General features: G+C 68.6%; 20 protein-coding genes. 6 read left to right on the plus strand and 14 right to left on the minus strand.

Going from position 1 to position 15,660, the window contains the following annotated elements; all coding sequences use genetic code 11:
- Positions 1-7: 7 nt before the first annotated feature.
- Together INQ41_RS11720 and INQ41_RS11725 are read right to left on the minus strand one after the other, a co-directional pair.
- Entirely contained in the window at positions 8-424 is a 417-nt protein-coding gene (locus INQ41_RS11720) for a VanZ family protein (protein ID WP_193984691.1), read from the minus strand.
- Positions 421-1,620 carry a class I SAM-dependent methyltransferase gene (locus INQ41_RS11725; RefSeq protein WP_228076601.1) on the minus strand — a complete coding sequence of 400 codons (1,200 nt, stop codon included), beginning with the start codon at positions 1,618-1,620 and terminating at the stop codon, positions 421-423. The genes INQ41_RS11720 and INQ41_RS11725 overlap by 4 nt, the downstream gene beginning before the upstream one ends.
- Positions 1,621-1,690: 70 nt before the next feature.
- Between INQ41_RS11725 and INQ41_RS11730 the strand changes: the two genes are divergently transcribed.
- Positions 1,691-2,470 (plus strand): pteridine reductase, encoded by a 780-nt coding sequence (locus tag INQ41_RS11730; RefSeq protein WP_193984695.1) that lies wholly within the window; start codon positions 1,691-1,693, stop codon positions 2,468-2,470.
- 7 nt (positions 2,471-2,477) lie between these two features.
- Here INQ41_RS11730 and INQ41_RS11735 read toward each other — a convergent pair whose 3' ends face one another.
- The 5 genes from INQ41_RS11735 to tsaD all read right to left on the minus strand — a co-directional run bounded on the left by INQ41_RS11735 (position 2,478) and on the right by tsaD (position 6,153).
- Positions 2,478-2,672, minus strand: coding sequence for a hypothetical protein (locus INQ41_RS11735; protein ID WP_193984697.1), 195 nt, complete (start codon positions 2,670-2,672; stop codon positions 2,478-2,480).
- A 70-nt stretch (positions 2,673-2,742) separates the two neighbouring features.
- Positions 2,743-3,243, minus strand: a complete 501-nt coding sequence (gene folK, locus INQ41_RS11740) for a 2-amino-4-hydroxy-6-hydroxymethyldihydropteridine diphosphokinase (RefSeq protein WP_193984699.1) — start codon at positions 3,241-3,243, stop codon at positions 2,743-2,745.
- Positions 3,244-3,256: 13 nt separating this feature from the next.
- Positions 3,257-4,648 carry a mechanosensitive ion channel family protein gene (locus INQ41_RS11745; RefSeq protein WP_228076602.1) on the minus strand — a complete coding sequence of 464 codons (1,392 nt, stop codon included), beginning with the start codon at positions 4,646-4,648 and terminating at the stop codon, positions 3,257-3,259.
- Complete coding sequence (gene folB / locus INQ41_RS11750) at positions 4,645-5,010, minus strand: dihydroneopterin aldolase (protein ID WP_193984700.1); 366 nt, start codon at positions 5,008-5,010, stop codon at positions 4,645-4,647. Before folB ends, INQ41_RS11745 begins: the two co-directional genes overlap by 4 nt.
- Positions 5,011-5,130: 120 nt before the next feature.
- Entirely contained in the window at positions 5,131-6,153 is a 1,023-nt protein-coding gene (gene tsaD, locus INQ41_RS11755) for a tRNA (adenosine(37)-N6)-threonylcarbamoyltransferase complex transferase subunit TsaD (protein WP_193984702.1), read from the minus strand.
- Positions 6,154-6,327: 174 nt separating this feature from the next.
- Between tsaD and rpsU the strand changes: the two genes are divergently transcribed.
- The 4 genes from rpsU (at position 6,328) to dnaG (ending at position 9,954) form a co-directional block, all read left to right on the plus strand.
- Positions 6,328-6,543, plus strand: coding sequence for a 30S ribosomal protein S21 (gene rpsU, locus INQ41_RS11760; protein ID WP_043959185.1), 216 nt, complete (start codon positions 6,328-6,330; stop codon positions 6,541-6,543).
- Between the two features lie 179 nt (positions 6,544-6,722).
- Positions 6,723-7,169, plus strand: a complete 447-nt coding sequence (locus INQ41_RS11765; protein WP_193984704.1) for a GatB/YqeY domain-containing protein — start codon at positions 6,723-6,725, stop codon at positions 7,167-7,169.
- Positions 7,170-7,199: 30 nt separating this feature from the next.
- Positions 7,200-8,138, plus strand: coding sequence for a YihY/virulence factor BrkB family protein (locus INQ41_RS11770; RefSeq protein ID WP_193984705.1), 939 nt, complete (start codon positions 7,200-7,202; stop codon positions 8,136-8,138).
- Positions 8,139-8,232: 94 nt separating this feature from the next.
- On the plus strand, positions 8,233-9,954 hold the full coding sequence (dnaG, locus tag INQ41_RS11775) for a DNA primase (protein ID WP_193984707.1): 1,722 nt from the start codon (positions 8,233-8,235) through the stop codon (positions 9,952-9,954).
- Between the two features lie 60 nt (positions 9,955-10,014).
- On the opposite strand, the gene cyoE is transcribed toward dnaG, so the two are convergent.
- The 4 genes from cyoE to INQ41_RS11795 form a co-directional block, all read right to left on the minus strand.
- On the minus strand, positions 10,015-10,947 hold the full coding sequence (gene cyoE, locus INQ41_RS11780; protein ID WP_193984709.1) for a heme o synthase: 933 nt from the start codon (positions 10,945-10,947) through the stop codon (positions 10,015-10,017).
- Complete coding sequence (locus INQ41_RS11785) at positions 10,947-12,080, minus strand: COX15/CtaA family protein (protein ID WP_193987370.1); 1,134 nt, start codon at positions 12,078-12,080, stop codon at positions 10,947-10,949. Before INQ41_RS11785 ends, cyoE begins: the two co-directional genes overlap by 1 nt.
- Before the next feature lie 94 nt (positions 12,081-12,174).
- Positions 12,175-12,774: a hypothetical protein gene (locus INQ41_RS11790; RefSeq protein WP_193984711.1), complete on the minus strand. Its 600-nt coding sequence runs from the start codon at positions 12,772-12,774 to the stop codon at positions 12,175-12,177.
- Complete coding sequence (locus INQ41_RS11795; RefSeq protein ID WP_193984712.1) at positions 12,767-13,516, minus strand: SURF1 family protein; 750 nt, start codon at positions 13,514-13,516, stop codon at positions 12,767-12,769. Before INQ41_RS11795 ends, INQ41_RS11790 begins: the two co-directional genes overlap by 8 nt.
- 80 nt (positions 13,517-13,596) lie before the next feature.
- Here INQ41_RS11795 and INQ41_RS11800 point away from each other — a divergent pair, with 80 nt between their 5' ends.
- Positions 13,597-13,803 (plus strand): twin transmembrane helix small protein, encoded by a 207-nt coding sequence (locus INQ41_RS11800; RefSeq protein WP_193984715.1) that lies wholly within the window; start codon positions 13,597-13,599, stop codon positions 13,801-13,803.
- 185 nt (positions 13,804-13,988) lie between these two features.
- Here the strand turns inward: INQ41_RS11800 and INQ41_RS11805 are convergent, their stop codons facing one another.
- The 3 genes from INQ41_RS11805 to INQ41_RS11815 are packed head-to-tail and all read right to left on the minus strand — an operon-like array spanning position 13,989 to position 15,648.
- A complete protein-coding gene (locus tag INQ41_RS11805) occupies positions 13,989-14,873 on the minus strand; it encodes a cytochrome c oxidase subunit 3 (protein WP_193984717.1) in 885 nt (294 codons plus the stop codon).
- Positions 14,874-14,911: 38 nt separating this feature from the next.
- A complete protein-coding gene (locus tag INQ41_RS11810) occupies positions 14,912-15,511 on the minus strand; it encodes a cytochrome c oxidase assembly protein (protein WP_193984719.1) in 600 nt (199 codons plus the stop codon).
- Positions 15,508-15,648 carry a hypothetical protein gene (locus INQ41_RS11815; protein ID WP_193984720.1) on the minus strand — a complete coding sequence of 47 codons (141 nt, stop codon included), beginning with the start codon at positions 15,646-15,648 and terminating at the stop codon, positions 15,508-15,510. The genes INQ41_RS11810 and INQ41_RS11815 overlap by 4 nt, the downstream gene beginning before the upstream one ends.
- Between the last annotated feature and the right edge of the window lie 12 nt (positions 15,649-15,660).

Consider the following 15,660-nt stretch of genomic DNA (forward strand, 5'->3'; position numbering starts at 1 on the left):
TTGCGGCTCAGGGCAGCCGCGCGTCCAGCCGCTGCAGCCACCGGGCAGCCGGCGTCGAGGACAGCAGCAGCCCGCCGAGCACGCCCAACGTATTGGCCAGCGCGTCGGCCACATCGCCCATCCGGTCGGTGGTCAAGCTGGCCTGGGCGAATTCCAGGCCGATGCCGAAGCCGATGATGACCAGTGCGATCAGGGATTGGGTGCGCAGGCGTGCGAACAGCGCGACCGCACCGGCCGAGAGCACCGCATAACCGACGAAGTGCTGCACCTTGTCGAAGCCGGAGATATCCACCGGCGGCAGCTTGTCCGCGGACATCAGCGAGCCTGCCGCCACCAGCACGAACAGCAGCAGCCACAGCGAGAGCCACAGCCACGGCCGCCGGAACGGCCGCATCAACGACAGACGCTGCGGCGCCGTGGTCACAGACGGAAACTCAGGTCGCCAGCGAGAAAGGCGGCGCCGAATTCGACGTCCTTCTGGAAGCCCATGACCTGGAACCGCTCGCCCATCTCGCTGGGCAGGGTCAGCCGCTTGACCTCGTTGATCCGGCGTTGGCGCAGCGCTTCGTCCTTGATCGACTCGATGCGCTCCAGCACGCCCGCCATGCCGTTGCCGAGCAGAAAACTGGCCTGGCTGCAGTACCCGACAAAATCGAAACCGGCCGCATCCCCCGCTTCGGCCAGCGCGGTGAAATCCACCGACGCGGTGATGTCCTGCAGCCCCGGCCACAGCAGCGGATCGGCGTGCATGCGGTGACGGTAGTAGGCGCGCAGGGTGCCGTCGCTGCGTTCCAGCTGGTAGTACTCGCCGCGCGGATAGCCATAGTCGACGAACAGCATCGCCCCGCGGCGCAGGCCTCCGGCGACCGCCTGGATCCAGTACGGCAGCTGCGGCAGGACCTCGGAGCGGTAGCCGTCCGGCAAGGGCTCCTGCAGGCGTACGCCGACATGCTGCACCGCGCTGGCGAGGAAGGCGTCGGCCAGGCGCAGTTCGCGCGCGAACCCCTGCGCGGTCGCCACCACGTGCTCCTCGTGCACCTGGCCGTCCTGCAGCACGAAGCGCGGCGTCGGCAAGGCATCGATCACCTCGTTGGCAAACACCACGCCGTCCCAGTCATCGTCGAAGGGGCCGTCCAGCCAGTCCACCAGGTCGAAGACCGGCCCGATCAGCGACTCGCGAAGCCGCTCGCGCTGGCGTTCGCGCAGCTGCGCGCTGGGCTCCAGGATGGCGTAGCGGTCGGGCAGCGCGTCCAGTTCCAGCAGGCGTTTCAGGGCGACCTCGGCAAACGCGCCGGTGCCGCCGCCCAGCTCGAGGATGCGTGCCTCCGGCCCGCATTGCTGGATGACCGGGGCAATCGACTCGGCCACGCAGGCGGCGAAGATCGGTCCCAGCTCCGGGGCGGTGATGAAGTCGCCCTCGGCGCCGAACTTGCTCGCCCCGGCGCTGTAATAACCCAGCCCGGGGGCGTACAGGGCCAGCTCCATGAAGCGGGAAAACGGGATCGCCCCGCCGTTGTCGGCAATCTGCTGCTCGATGACGGCCTGCAGCTGCGCGCTGTGGGCGAGCGCTTCGGCGGCCGGTGGCGGGAGGTCGAACGGGTTGGAAGAGGCGTGGCTCACGGGATCGCTCGCATTGGCATTGCGGTGGGCAGTCGCGCAGGATAACGGCTCGTGCCTTAAGGAAGCCGCCATGTCCCGCCCCGTCGCCCTGGTCACCGGCAGCGCCAAACGCATTGGCGCGCAGATCGCCCGCACCCTGCACGCCGCCGGCTACGACCTCGCGCTGCACTACCGCCACTCGCGCGCCGAGATGGAGGCACTGGCGGCGGAACTGGAGACGGCGCGTCCCGGCAGCACCCTGATCGTGCAGGCCGATCTGGGCGAGTTCGACCGGCTGCCGGAAATGATCGCCCGCACCGTCGGCCACTTTGGCCGGCTGGACGCGCTGGTCAACAACGCCTCCGGGTTCACCCCAACGCCGATCGGCCAGGCGACGCCGCAGCAGTGGGACACGCTGTTTGCCAGCAACGCACGCGCGCCCTTGTTCCTCGCCCAGGCCGCCGCGCCGCATCTGGCGGTTCATGGCGGCGCGATCGTCAACATGGTCGATATCTACGCCGAGCGCCCGCTGGCCGGCCACACGATGTACTGCATGGCCAAGGCCGCGCTGCTGATGGCGACCCGCTCGCTGGCCCTGGAACTGGGACCGCAGGTGCGGGTCAATGCCGTTGCCCCCGGCGCGATCCTGTGGCCGCACGACGCGACCGCCGAGGACCCCGCGGCTGCCGCGCACGGGTCCCAAACCCCGCCCACCACGGCGGACCAGGCGGAAAAACTGGCGCGCACGCCGCTGCAGCGCACGGGAACCCCGGCCGAGGTGGCCGAGGCGGTGCGCTGGTTGCTGCAGGATGCGGGTTACTGCACCGGCCAGGTCGTGCACGTGGACGGTGGCCGGATGCTCGCCGGCTGACGCCGGGCTACTCGCCCGGGGTCATCCGCGCGCGGCGGCGCAACTCGTAGGCCTTCGCCTCCTCCCCGCCTTCGTCGTTGCGGATCTGCCGGCGCAGGAACAGGTGGATGCCCAGCGGCACCATCACCAGCAAAAAGATGGAGCCGCCCAGGGACAGCCAGCCCACGGGCTTGGTCAACAGTTCAACCAGGATCGGATGCATCGCGCGCCTCCTTGTGGCGGTGTCGATGCATCCATCGTGCCCTAATGCGCCGCCGCGTTCTTGAGCACGATCAAATCGCCGCCGCGGGGGCGAGCGCAACCGTCGCCAGGGTGAAGTCGCGATCGGGGTGGATCTGCCACAGCTGCGCCAGCGTGCGGCCATCGCCGGGCACCACCAACTCCGGGGCAATGTCCGCCAGCGGACGCAGCACAAAGGCGTGCTGCAGGTCCGGGCGCGGGATGCGCAGGTTGCCGGGCGCGGACAGCACGCGGTCATCGAACAGCACGATGTCGACGTCCAGGGTGCGATCGCCGAACCGCGGCCCGCTGCGATCGCGCAGGTGAGCATCCTCAAGCGCGTGCAGCCAGTCGTGCAGGGCCACCGGGTCGAGGTCGGTTTCGATCACCGCCGCGGCGTTGAGGAAGTCATTGCCCTCGAACCCCACCGCGCGGGTGCGGTACACCGGCGAGAGGACCAGGTCGCCGAAGCGATCCCGCAGCTCCTGCACCGCGCGGCGCAGGTGCAGCACCGGTTCCAGGTTGCTGCCCAGGCTGAGGTAGGCGCGGCTCACGCCGGCGCTCCGGTCATGATTCCAGGTCGTCCGACGTATCGGCGGGCGGGCGCAATGCACGCGGCGCGCCGTCGCCCTCGTCCGTGGCCGACTCGTCATCCCCGTCGGACTGGTCCAGCTTGGCGCCGATGCCCGGATCGATCGCATCCGCCATCGGTGACTGCCGACCCGTCACCAGCGCCGACACGTCCGCGCCGCTGGGCGCCTGGTACAGGCGCAGGCCGAACTCGGGCAGCATCGCGATCAGGTGGTCGAAGATGTCCGACTGGGTGTCCTCGTACACCGCCCAGGCCACGCTGTTGGTGAAGCAGTAGAGCTCGATCGGCAACCCGGTCGGACCCGGTTCGAGCTGACGCACCAGCAGGGTCATGTCCTGGTGGATGCCCGAGTGCGCGCGCAGGTAGTGGTTGACGTAGGCGCGGAAGGTGCCGATGTTGGTCACCCGGCGCGTGTTGACCGGGTCCTTGCCCTTGGCCAGCAAATTGGCGTTGTAGGCTTCCAGCTCGTGCCGCTTGTCGTCCAGGTACTTGTCGATCAGCGCGATGCGGCGCAGGCGCGAGCGCTCCTCGGGTTCCAGGAAGCGCACCGAGGACTGGTCGATCAACAGAGAGCGCTTGATCCGCCGCCCGCCGGACTCCTGCATGCCGCGCCAGTTCTTGAAGCTGTCGCTGATCAGGCGGTAGGTCGGAATGGTGGTGACGGTCTTGTCCCAGTTCTGCACCTTGACCGTGTTCAGCGCCATGTCGATCACGTCGCCATCGGCCTGCAGGGCGGGCATCTCGATCCAGTCGCCCACCCGCAGCATGTCGTTGTTGGCCAGCTGGATGCTGGCGACCAGCGACAGGATGGTGTCCTTGAACACCAGCAGCACCACCGCGCTCATCGCGCCGAAGCCCGACAGCAACAGCAGCGGCGAACGGTCGATCAGGGTGGCGATGATGACCACCACCGCAAACACGTAGACCACCAGCTTGACGACCTGCAGGTAGCCCTTGATCGGCCGCTCGTTGGCGCGGCTGCTGCCTCTCACGTACAGCTCGTTGACCGCGTCCAGAACATTGCTGATCGCAAGCGCGATGGTCAGCACCACGAACGCCCAGGCCACATTGCGCACCACCGTCTCCAACCCGGCGGGCAGGTCGGTGATCGCGGCGATGCCGCTGGCGATGATCAGCGCCGGGACGATGTTGGCCAACCGCGCGAGCACCTTGGGCGACATCAGCGCGTCGTCCCAGCGCATCGGAGTCGCCTTCACGACGCGGGTGACGACACGCACCAGGATCACCCGGGTCAACCAGTTGGCCAGCCAGGCGACCAGCGCCAGTCCGGCCAGCTGCAGCACGGTGTATGCGTAGGGGTAGGCCTGGAGCGGCTCCAGGAAGGCCAGGTTTTCGAGCATGGTCATGGCGCCACCATAGCGGCCGAGCGTTCGATCATCACGCCGACCGAGCGTGCACCGCGCACGGCGCCGGGCTTGCCCAGCTTCAGGCGCACATGGGCCACCCCGAACTCCTCCAGGATCAGCGCCGCGACGCGCTCGGCCAGGGTCTCGACCAGGCCGAAGTCGGACTCGCCGACGTAGGCGATGATCCGCTTGCTGACCGCCTTGTAGTTGAGGGTGTCCTCGATGGCATCGCTGGCGGCCGGAATCCGGTTGTCGAAGCCCATCTCGACGTCGAAGACCAGCGGCTGCCGGATCCGGCGTTCCCAGTCATAGATGCCGATCAGCGCCTCCACTTGCAGCCCTTCGATGAATACCTTGTCCATTAACGGTTACCTGTGTGTGTCAACTGCGCGATCGAGCAGTGCATGAAAAAAATAGATTGGGCGTCGTGCGCGTGGAGATGCGCGCGGGCGCGGTCGGTCGATACCCCGTCGTACCGCCGCTCAGAGCGCCGGCAGGGTCGCCATGTCCCAGCGCGGCCAGACCTGAACGGCGGCATCGCCGTGTTGGCCGGCCTGCAGGCGAAGCGCGCCGGCGAAGGCGATCATCGCGCCGTTGTCGGTGCAGAACGCCGGCCGCGGGAAGCTGACCCGGCCGCCGCGCCGGACGGCCATGGCCTGCAGTTTCTCCCGCAGCCGCACATTCGCGCCCACCCCGCCGGCGACCACCAGCGTCTCGCAGTCGGCCGCTTCCAGGGCGCGCTCGCACTTGATCGCCAGCGTGTCCACCACCGCCTCCTCGAACGCGCGCGCGATATCCGCCCGGGCCTGGCCGGACTGGTCGCTGTCGCGCCAGGCCAGCATGACCTGGGTCTTCAGCCCGCTGAAGCTGAAATCCAGCCCCGGGCGATTGGTCATCGGCCGCGGGAAACGGTACGCCCCGGCCGTGCCCTGGCCCGCGAGCGCGGCGAGCTGCGGCCCGCCGGGATACGGCAGGCCCATCAGCTTGGCGGTCTTGTCGAAGGCCTCGCCGGCGGCATCGTCCAGCGTCTCGCCCAGCAGCCGGTAGCTGCCGATCGCATCCACAGCGATCAGCTGGGTGTGCCCGCCCGACACCAGCAGGGCCACGAACGGCGGCTCCGGCCGGCCCAGCGGGTCGTCCTCCAGCAGCGGCGCCAGCAGGTGGCCTTCCATGTGGTGGACGGCGATCGCCGGCTTGTCCAGCGCCCAGGCCAGCGACCGGGCGACACCGGCGCCCACCAGCAGCGCGCCCACCAGACCGGGACCGGCGGTGTAGGCCACCCCGTCGATGTCGGACACGGCCATGCCCGCCTCGTCCAGCGTCTGGCGGATCAGCGGCAGCAGCTTGCGCACGTGGTCGCGGCTGGCCAGCTCGGGCACCACGCCGCCATACTCCGCGTGCAGCGAAATCTGGCTGTACAGCGCATGCGCGAGCAGGCCGTCGCGGGTGTCGTAGACGGCCACGCCGGTTTCATCGCAACTGGTTTCGATGCCCAGGACTTTCATTGGCGGTATGCGGCCTGACCGCAATCGGGGATGCCAGCAGGGTACTCCAGCCACCACAACGGGACGTAGCTACTGCGCGCGTGCGGGCGGCGACTTGCACTGGCGATGCCTGCCTCGCTATCATATGCGGCTCGCCCGGACTTGCCGGGCAGTTCACCCGAACCGAGATCCCGCATGCCCGCCGTTAAAGTCCGCGAAAACGAGCCATTCGAGTTTGCCCTGCGTCGCTTCAAGCGCACCTGCGAAAAGGCCGGCGTCCTCGCCGAGACCCGCAAGCGCGAGTACTACGAAAAGCCGACCCAGGAGCGCAAGCGCAAGGCCGCAGCCGCCGTCAAGCGCCAGTCCCGTCGCGTCGCCCGCGATGTGACCAAGCGTCAGCGCCTGTACTGATCGCCTGGTCGAATGGATCCGATCCGGCGCTGTGAAGGCGCTGTTGATCAGAATCCGTTCGACACAGTTACCCTGACCCCGTCGGCAACGCCGCGGTCCGGGCCTCAAGGAGCAAGCCGGCCGCGCCACGATGCGCCGCCGGCTTTTTGTGTTCGCCGATTTCCCGCCGAGAACCCGCCATGCCCCTGAAACAACAGCTTACCGACGACATGAAGACCGCGATGAAGAGCGGTGCCAAGCACGATCTGGGCGTGATCCGCCTGATGCTGGCGGCGATCAAGCAAAAGGAAGTCGACGAGCGCATCGAACTGGACGACGCCCAGGTGCTGGCGATCCTGGACAAGATGGTCAAGCAGCGCCGCGACTCGGTCAGCCAGTTCGAAGCGGCCGCGCGCGAGGACCTGGCCGTGATCGAGCGCGAGGAGATCCTGGTGATCGAGCGCTACCTGCCGGCCAAGCTGGACGAAGCGGCGATCAGCGCCGCCATCGACGCGGCCGTCAGCGAAACCGGTGCGACCGGGCCGGCCGACATCGGCAAGCTGATGGGCGTGCTAAAGCCCAAACTCGCCGGCCAGGCCGACATGGGCGTGGTGTCGAAGCTGGTGAAGCAGCGCCTGAGCGCTTAAGGGCGCCTTGCGGCAACCGACCACCAAGTCATGACGGACCGTCATATGCGCATCCGCGAGCTCACCGAGCGACTCCAGCAAAGCTGGCCGGCGAAGTTTGTCCAGCGGTTCATCGCCTACGACATCCTCGCCCTCGCCGCGGCGCTGTCGTTCTACACGCTGCTCTCGCTGGCGCCGCTGGTGGTGATGCTGCTGTGGCTGACAACCTCGCTGTACCCCGCCGCGCAGGGCGAGTTCTTCCATCAGATCGGCCTGCTGGTCGGCCCGCAGGTCGAGCAGACTGCGCGCCTGATCGTCGCCAACGCGGAGGAGCGGCCCGGCACCGGCTCGCTGGCGGCGAGCCTGGGCGCGATCGCGCTGCTGGTGGGTGCATCGATGGTGTTCGGCCAGCTGCAGGTGGCGCTGAACCGGGTCTTCCGCAGCGATGCGGCGCGACTGGGCGGCATGCTGGCCTGGCTGCGCAAGCGCCTGCTGTCCTTCGGCATGGCGCTGGGCGTGGGCTTCCTGCTGGTGGTCTCGATGGCCGCGCAGGCGGCGCTGGCGATCATGCTGCGCTGGTTGCCCGACCTGATGCCGGTGCTGGCGGAACTGGTGTCGTTCCTGCTCTACACGGTCGTGTTCTCGCTGATCTACCGTCTACTGCCGGACCGCCCGGTCAGCCGGCGACGGGCGCTGCTCGGCGGGGCAATGACCTCGGCGCTGTTCATGGTCGGGCGCTGGGCGATCGGCCTGTACCTGGGCCAGTCGACACTCGGCAACGCCTACGGCCCGGCCGGCGGCCTGGTGGTGATGCTGGTCTGGCTGTACTACTGCGCGGTGGTGTTCCTGGTCGGCGCGCTGATCACCGCTATGCTGGATGAACACGCGCGGGTAAAGCGCCGACTGGCCGACGAGTACGCGGCCGGCGACGCCCCCGAGCCGGCGGCGCCCGCGGATCCGGCGGCGACCTCCCACGCCCCCACTGCCTGAGCCCAGCCGGCGCGCAACGGCACGGCGTCGGTGGCATCCTAACGTCCCCTTCCTGACGAGACGGATGTCCGACGGACACGCCGGACACCCCTGTATGGCCCGTATTCCCGGCGCGTTCATTGACGACCTGCTCGCCCGCTCCGACCTGGTCGAGGTGATTGGCGCGCGGGTGCCGTTGAAGCGCCAGGGCAAGGAATACTCCGCCTGTTGCCCGTTCCACGACGAGCGCACGCCCAGTTTCACCGTGTCCCCGGCCAAGCAGTTCTATTACTGCTTCGGCTGCCAGGCCAGCGGCACCGCGATCAGCTTCCTGATGAATTACGACCGGCTCGAGTTCCTCGACGCGGTCGACGAGCTGGCCCGCCACGCCGGCATGGAAGTCCCGCGCGACACCCTGCAGCGCAACGCCAACCCCGACGGGCAGGCCCTGTTCGACGCCATGGGCGCTGCGGCGACTTTCTTCCAGCGCCAGCTGGTCCACAGCACTCGGGCGCAGGCCTACCTGGACGGACGCGGTGTCGATCCCGGCATCCGCGAGCGCTTCGGGATCGGCTACGCGCCCGACAGTTTCACCGCGCTGCGCGACGCGCTGGGCACTGATCCGCGCCGGCTCGCGCTGCTGGAACGCGGCGGACTGTTCTCCAGCAACGACAGCGGACGCAGCTACGACAAGTTCCGCGACCGGGTGATCTTCCCGATCCACGACCGCCGCGGCCGCGCGATCGCCTTCGGCGGCCGGGTGCTGGATGCCCAGGACAACCCGAAGTACCTCAATTCCCCGGAAACCGAGCTGTTCCACAAGGGCCGCGAGCTGTACGGCCTGTGGCAAGTGCGCCAGGCGCACAACAGGATCCCGCGGCTGATCGTGGTCGAGGGCTACATGGATGTCGTTGCGCTGTTCCAGCACGGCGTGGACACGGCAGTGGCGACCCTGGGCACCGCGACCACGCCCGATCACGCCGAACTGCTGTTCCGCAACGCACCGGACGTCTACTTCTGTTTCGACGGCGACCGCGCCGGCCGCGCCGCGGCGTGGAAAGCGGTCGAATCGATCCTGCCGCGGATGAAGGACGGCCGCCAGGCGTTCTTCCTGTTCCTGCCCGATGGCGAGGACCCCGACAGCATCGTGCGCGCCGAAGGCGCCGCCGGCTTCGACAAGCGCCTGGCCGGGGCCACGCCGCTGTCGCAGTTCCTGTTTGATTCGCTGTCGGTCGACGCCAACCTGAACACCCTGGAGGGCAAGGGTCGTCTGGCCGAGCGCGCCAAACCGCTGCTGGCGCAGATCCCCGACGGCGCCTTCGCCGACCTGATGCAGCAGCGCCTGACCGCGTTGACCGGGGTAGGCGCACGCGAGCCGGCATCTGCGCCGCGACCGGCCGCGCTGCGCAGCCGCAACAGCCATGGCGTGGCGGCACCGCGCCGCAGCCTGGTGCGCACGGCGATCATGCTGTTGCTGCACCAGCCAGCGCTGGCGATGGAGCTCGAGCCGCCCTTTGCGTTTGCCAGCCTGCAGCAGCCCGGCGTGGACCTGTTGCTGGACGTGCTGGGGGTGATTTTCGAACGGCCCGACATCACCACCGGCGCTCTGGTCGCCCACTTCGAAGGCCGCGAGGAGCACGCGGCGCTGCAGAAGCTGGCGGCAACCACGGTGCCCGGCGACGACACCGCGCCGCGAACGATCCTGCTTGACACCATCGCCCAGCTCGACCGGCAGAGCCGGCACCAGCGCCTGACCGAACTGCAGGGCCGGCTGGCAACCCTCAGTGATGAGGACAAGGCCGAGCTGCGCGCGCTGCTGAGCACCCGTTTCGACTAGCGTCGGCAGCTCCGCGGCCACGAAACCCGGCCGCACCCTGCCCACCGGCCCACGTCGCCCTCAGCCAACCGGGACGAACTCCAGCGGCGAGCCGGGCTGCAGGAACGGCAGCAGCCAGTGGTCCAGCAGCAGGAAGGCGAACAGCGCCATCAGGTAGACGATGGAGAACCCGAACACCTTCATCGCGTACAGCTCGTCGGGCGGGTCCATCAGGCGCCAGGCGTAATACAGGAACGCCGCGCCCAGCACCGCCGCGCCGCCCAGGTACAGATCGCCGCTCATGCCGATGATCCGCGGCAGCATCGTCACCAGCACCAGAAGCACGGTGTAGAACAGGATCTGCCAGCGCGTGTATTCCACCCCGTGGGTGACCGGCAGCATCGGCACCAGCGCCTTGGCGTAATCGGCGCGACGGAAGATCGCCAGCGCCCAGAAATGCGGCGGCGTCCACACGAAGATGATCAGCACCAGCAGCAGTGCATGCGCCCAGTCCCACGGGTTCTGCATGCCGGTCACGGCCGACCAGCCCAGCAGCGGCGGCGCCGCGCCGGCAAGCCCGCCGATGACGATATTCTGCGGCGTGGCGTGCTTGAGGTAGACGGTGTAGATCACCGCGTAGCCGATCATCGAGGCAAAGGTCAGCACCGCGGTGAGGACGTTCACCCACACCAGCAGGATCAGCATCGACAGCCCGGCCAGCGCCAGCGCGAACAACAGCGCCTGCCGCGGGGTGACCTGGCCGACCACGATCGGCCGCCACGAGGTGCGCGCCATCTCCGCATCGATGCGCGCATCCAGCAACTGGTTGATGGTGGCCGCCGAGGCCGCCGCCAGCCAGATGCCGAGAAAGCCCAGCACCGATTCCTTCAGCGGCGGCAACCCGGGCACGGCCAGGAACATGCCGATCGCGGCGGTGAAGATGATCAGCGCGACCACCCGCGGCTTGGTCAGCGACCAGTACTCCCGGCACAGCGTGGCGAACGTACGCTCCATCACGCGTCCGGAGCGCGAATCCGCGCCAGCAGGGAGACGAGGACAAACAGCAGCAGCACCGCGCCGGCGTTGTGCAACACCGCGGTCCACAGCGGCAGCGCCAGCTTCACGTTGGCGATGCCGAGGCTGGCCTGCGCGATGATCGCCAGCCCCAGCAGGCTGGCCCATCCGCGCATGCCCGGCCGCCGTGCGAGGCGCCACGCCAGCCACAGCAGGTAGGCGGCCAGCACCACGGCCATCAGGCGGTGGGCCATCTGGATCGCGATGCGGCTGGCGCCATCCAGCACCCCGCCCTCGTAGTCCACGCCGATGCCGCGCCAGAGCACGAAGCCTTCGCGGAAATCGGTCGGCGGCCACCAGCGGCCCACGCAGGTCGGGAAGTCGACGCCGCACGCGAGCGCGGCATAGTTCGCGCTCGTCCAGCCCCCCAGAGCGATCTGCACGGTGAGCAGCGCCAGCCCGGCCATCAGCCAGCGGCGCAGCTTCAGCGCATCGGCCAACTGGATCGGCAGGTCGGTGGCGCGCCACGCCATCCACAACAGCAGCGAGAACGTCAGCAGTCCGCCCAGCAGATGGCCCATCACCACCAGCGGCTTCAACAGCCAGGTCACCGTCCACATGCCCAGCAACGCCTGGAACACGATCACCGCGAGGGTGAATACCGCGACCCGCGCCAGGTCGAGATTGCTCCAGCGCAGCGCGGCAAACAGCAGCACCGCCTCGCCGGCCACGGCAAGCGCAGCGGCGAGCGCGTGCAGACCGCGCATGTACAGCGGGATCGCGATGGCCACCAGCAGCGAGGCGGCGATGATCTGCGCCATCCCGTATTGGCGTCGGCGGGCGGCCAGCAACGCCAGGGCCAGGGTCAGCACACCGAGCGCGCCGGCGATCATGCGGTGGAATTGCTCGCGCCAGGCCTTGTGCACCTCGACCGGGCGGATCGCAAGCGCCGCGTGGCCGTCGCCCTGGTCCACCGTGGTGGGCCACGCCGCGCGTCCGTAGCAGGTGGGCCAGTCCGGGCAGCTCAGGCCGGCGTCGGACAGGCGCACGAACGCACCGAACACGATCACCCCAATCGCCAGCAGCACCGCCATCCACGCAAGGCGGTGGAAGTTGCGGGCGGGGCGGACCATGGCGGCGCGGGCGGAGGGAACTTCTGGGATGGCGGCGGTCATGCGGGTCTCATGCGGTGGCGCGGGCTGGAAGGTGTCGCGGACAGTATCTCGGTCACATCAACTTCAACAGTTTGGCCAGATCGGCGCGCAGTCCGCCGGGGTCGAATCCGGGCGCGTAGCGCAGCACCACGAACCCGTTGGGATCGATCACGTAGACGGGGACGCCGGCCGGATCGTCCAGGCCGGGGATGCGCTCGCGCCATTGGCCGGCACCGCGGACCACCTGCAGCGTCCGCGGCACCTGCGCATCCCCGGGCGGCAGGCAGGCGGCGCCGTCGCAGACCCACAGGATGTGGACCCGGTCGGCGTCCTTGCCGAACAGGCGCCAGACCGTATCCAGATCGTGCGCGAGCGGCTCGCATTCGCTGCCACAGTCGTCGGGCGGGGCGAGCATGATCCGCCAGGTGCGCTCGCCGGGATTCCACGGATACGCGCCGCCTGTGGCCGTCTGCGGCACCAGCTCGCGCAGGTCGGTCGGCGGCTGCAACAACTCGCCGTGGTTCTTGCGGCCTTCGGGCTGCCAGCCGGAAAACCGCAGGGCGCCGGCAATCAGCATGCTGCCGAAGAACAGCACGCCGATCGCGACCAGCATCGCGCGGTTGCGGTTGCGTGCGCGCACATCCACCGGCGGTGGGGGCTCAGGATTACTCATCAGTGGTGTCCATGTTCGGCAGGCGCCTGCGGCGCCGCGGGGTGCGGAAAGTGAGGATCAACGCGGTGGCCAGCACCGCCAGCGCGAGGCCGAACCATTGCAGCGCATAGCCGCGGTGCTTAGCCGGTGGCAGGGTGTTGGGCAGCAGGGCGAGGTCGCGTTCGTATCCCAGCGGCGAGGCCGGGTCCAGCCGCAGCACCCGAGGCGCCAGCGGCGTTCCGGCGGCGTCGCTGATCGCCGCGAGGTCCACGCGCAGCATCAGCCAGCCCTCGGCCTGCTCGGCCATGCCGGCGCCCAGCGCTATGCCGCCCGACGGCGGCGGCGAGAGCAGCCCTTCGATGGTGAGGTGGCCCGCCGGGAGCTCCACCGAGGGCATGGTCCGGTCGCCCGGCAGGGGCAGCCAGCCCAGGTCGACCAGCAGTGGCATTCCGTGGTCGGGCCGGAAGATGCGGTAGGCCTGGACCCCGACGCGCCCCTCGCGCTGCTGGTTGTCGAGCAGCCATTGCGGGCCCACAGCGAACTCGCCGCTGCCACGTGCCCACTGGTAGCCGTCCCGCGAGTGCGAATCGGCGGCAGCATCCAGTCCCAGCGGCTGGCGCGACGCCAGCACCCGCGCGGCCTGGTCGAGCATCGCCTGCTTTTCCACCGCCCGCTGCAGCTGCCACACCCCCAGCCGCGCGAAGCCGGCGATGACCGCCAGGGCGAGCAACCAGCCCACGATAAGCTGCGACCTGCGACTCATGTCATGTCCACGCCACGCTGCGATAATGTCGACCCGCAGGCCGAAGGCCGGACTGGGCGCATCGGCGCTGGAGCATATTGATGAAGACCCTGGTGATCGTCGGCTTCCTGATCCTGATTCTCTGGAACCTGGGCGCCGGCCTGTATTACATGCTGGTCGACAAGGGCGAGAGCAAGCGCACCGTCAACGCCCTGACCCGCCGCGTCGCCCTGTCGATCGCGATGATCCTGGTGGTGGTCATCGCCGCCAAGATGGGCTGGATCCAGTTTCACGGCGTCAACGGCTGAGCGTCCGGCTCGGGAGAGACCGCGCGCCGGGACGGTAGCAACGATCGCTGCGGGCGACAGCCGCGTTTCCAACCGTTGGCTTGACGGGCGCGCCAAGTAATGACGACGGGTGACGGCAGCGCCTGCAGCGCTGCCGTCGGCGCGGCAGCGGCGCGTCGTTCCGATGCGTGTCGAGAACGCCTCGCCTACAGCACGTAGACGAAGATGAAGAGCATCAGCCACACCACGTCCACGAAGTGCCAGTACCAGGCGACGGCCTCGAAGCCGAAGTGGTCGTCCTTGCTGAAATGGCCCTTCAGGCAACGGAACCAGATCACCGCCAGCATGATCGTGCCCAGGGTCACGTGGGCGCCGTGGAAGCCGGTCAGCAGGTAGAAGGTCGAGCCGTAGATGCCCGAGCCCATGGTCAGGTTGAGCTCGGAGTAGGCGTGGATGTACTCCTCGGCCTGGAAGAACAGGAAGGTGCAACCCAGCAGCACGGTCAGCCCGAGGCCGACCAGCAGCGCGGTGCGGCGGCCGGCCTTCAGCGCGTGGTGGGCGGCGGTGATGGTCACCCCCGAGGTCAGCAGGATCAGCGTGTTGACCAGCGGCAGTCCCCACGCCGGCACGGTCTGGTAGGTACCGCCGATGGCGGCCGGCCCGTTGCTCGGCCACGCCGCGCTGAACCCGTCCCACAGCAGCGCGTTGGTCATCATCCCATCGCCCGCGCCGCCCAGCCACTGCAGCGACAACTGCCGGGCGTAGAACAACGCGCCAAAAAAAGCGCCGAAGAACATCACCTCCGAAAAAATGAACCAGATCATCCCCATCCGGAACGACACATCCACCTGACGGTTGTACTTGCCGCTGACGGACTCGCGGATCACATCGCCGAACCAGCCAAAGAACACCGCGATCATCAGCACCACGCCGACGATGAACGTCCAGCGGCCCCAGCTGGTCTGGTTCAACCAGGCGCCAGCGCCGGTCATCATCACGAACAGGGCGATGGACCCCAGGATCGGCCAGCGGCTGTGGTGCGGGACGAAATAGGCTTCTGGTGCTTGGACTTGGGCTTGGGCTTGGGCCATGGCGGCGGTTCCGTTATGCAATGGGTGCGATGGTGCAATCAGGGCGCGGACACCGGCACGGGTGCCGGGTGGTCCGCAGACGCCTGCTGGGCGGTGAGCGAGTCGTTCTTGAAGAAGGTGTAGGACAAGGTAAGCGTCTTGATGTCCTTGGGCAGGCCGGGGTCAACGATGAAGCGCACCGGCATGTCGCGCGACTCGCCGGCCGCCATGGTCTGGGCGGTGAAGCAGAAACACTCGGTCTTGCTGAAGTAGCCCGACGCCCGCGCCGGCGCCACCGAGGGCACCGCGCTGCCGACGATCGTGCGGTCGCTCTTGTTGTGGGCGAAGTAGGTCGTCTCGTACTGCTGGCCCGGACGCACCTGCATGCTCGCCTCGCCGGGCTTGAACGCCCACGGCAGCTTGGAGTTCACGCCGCCGTCGAACTGCACGGTGATCATCCGGTCCTCGTCCACCACACCCGGCCGGCGCGCGTCGCTGGCGGTGTTGTCGATGCGGATGCCGAAGACCTTCTGGCAGGCGATGCGGTACAGCGGCACCAGACTGAAGCTGAAGGCGAAGGCGATCGCAGCGGCCACCAGCATCTTGGCCAGCCCGGTCGTGGCCCGGCGCGGGGCCGGGCTTGGATCCTGGCCGCTCATCGGCCGATCACTCCGCTGAGGATGAAACCGACGTAGATCACGACCGCCACCAACCCGATCCACAATGCCGTGCGCACGGCCGCCTTGCGGCGGCTCGCCAGCAGGTCATCGGGCAATTGGGGACGTTGGTCGGTCATTTTCCGGGCGAA

This window comes from Lysobacter ciconiae, assembly GCF_015209725.1.
GTDB classification, from domain to species: Bacteria; Pseudomonadota; Gammaproteobacteria; order Xanthomonadales; family Xanthomonadaceae; genus Novilysobacter; species Novilysobacter ciconiae.

Coding starts and splice junctions, on each gene's coding strand:
- rpsU (WP_043959185.1), top strand. CDS start 6,328: ATGCCCGCCGTTAAAGTCCGCGAAAACGAGCCATTCGAGTTTGCCCTG.
- INQ41_RS11810 (WP_193984719.1), bottom strand. CDS start 15,511: ATGAGCGGCCAGGATCCAAGCCCGGCCCCGCGCCGGGCCACGACCGGG.
- INQ41_RS11795 (WP_193984712.1), bottom strand. CDS start 13,516: ATGAGTCGCAGGTCGCAGCTTATCGTGGGCTGGTTGCTCGCCCTGGCG.
- INQ41_RS11785 (WP_193987370.1), bottom strand. CDS start 12,080: ATGGTCCGCCCCGCCCGCAACTTCCACCGCCTTGCGTGGATGGCGGTG.
- tsaD (WP_193984702.1), bottom strand. CDS start 6,153: ATGAAAGTCCTGGGCATCGAAACCAGTTGCGATGAAACCGGCGTGGCC.
- INQ41_RS11800 (WP_193984715.1), top strand. CDS start 13,597: ATGAAGACCCTGGTGATCGTCGGCTTCCTGATCCTGATTCTCTGGAAC.
- dnaG (WP_193984707.1), top strand. CDS start 8,233: ATGGCCCGTATTCCCGGCGCGTTCATTGACGACCTGCTCGCCCGCTCC.
- INQ41_RS11790 (WP_193984711.1), bottom strand. CDS start 12,774: ATGAGTAATCCTGAGCCCCCACCGCCGGTGGATGTGCGCGCACGCAAC.
- INQ41_RS11745 (WP_228076602.1), bottom strand. CDS start 4,648: ATGACCATGCTCGAAAACCTGGCCTTCCTGGAGCCGCTCCAGGCCTAC.
- folB (WP_193984700.1), bottom strand. CDS start 5,010: ATGGACAAGGTATTCATCGAAGGGCTGCAAGTGGAGGCGCTGATCGGC.
- INQ41_RS11730 (WP_193984695.1), top strand. CDS start 1,691: ATGTCCCGCCCCGTCGCCCTGGTCACCGGCAGCGCCAAACGCATTGGC.
- INQ41_RS11805 (WP_193984717.1), bottom strand. CDS start 14,873: ATGGCCCAAGCCCAAGCCCAAGTCCAAGCACCAGAAGCCTATTTCGTC.
- INQ41_RS11735 (WP_193984697.1), bottom strand. CDS start 2,672: ATGCATCCGATCCTGGTTGAACTGTTGACCAAGCCCGTGGGCTGGCTG.
- INQ41_RS11815 (WP_193984720.1), bottom strand. CDS start 15,648: ATGACCGACCAACGTCCCCAATTGCCCGATGACCTGCTGGCGAGCCGC.
- INQ41_RS11765 (WP_193984704.1), top strand. CDS start 6,723: ATGCCCCTGAAACAACAGCTTACCGACGACATGAAGACCGCGATGAAG.
- INQ41_RS11770 (WP_193984705.1), top strand. CDS start 7,200: ATGACGGACCGTCATATGCGCATCCGCGAGCTCACCGAGCGACTCCAG.
- cyoE (WP_193984709.1), bottom strand. CDS start 10,947: ATGGAGCGTACGTTCGCCACGCTGTGCCGGGAGTACTGGTCGCTGACC.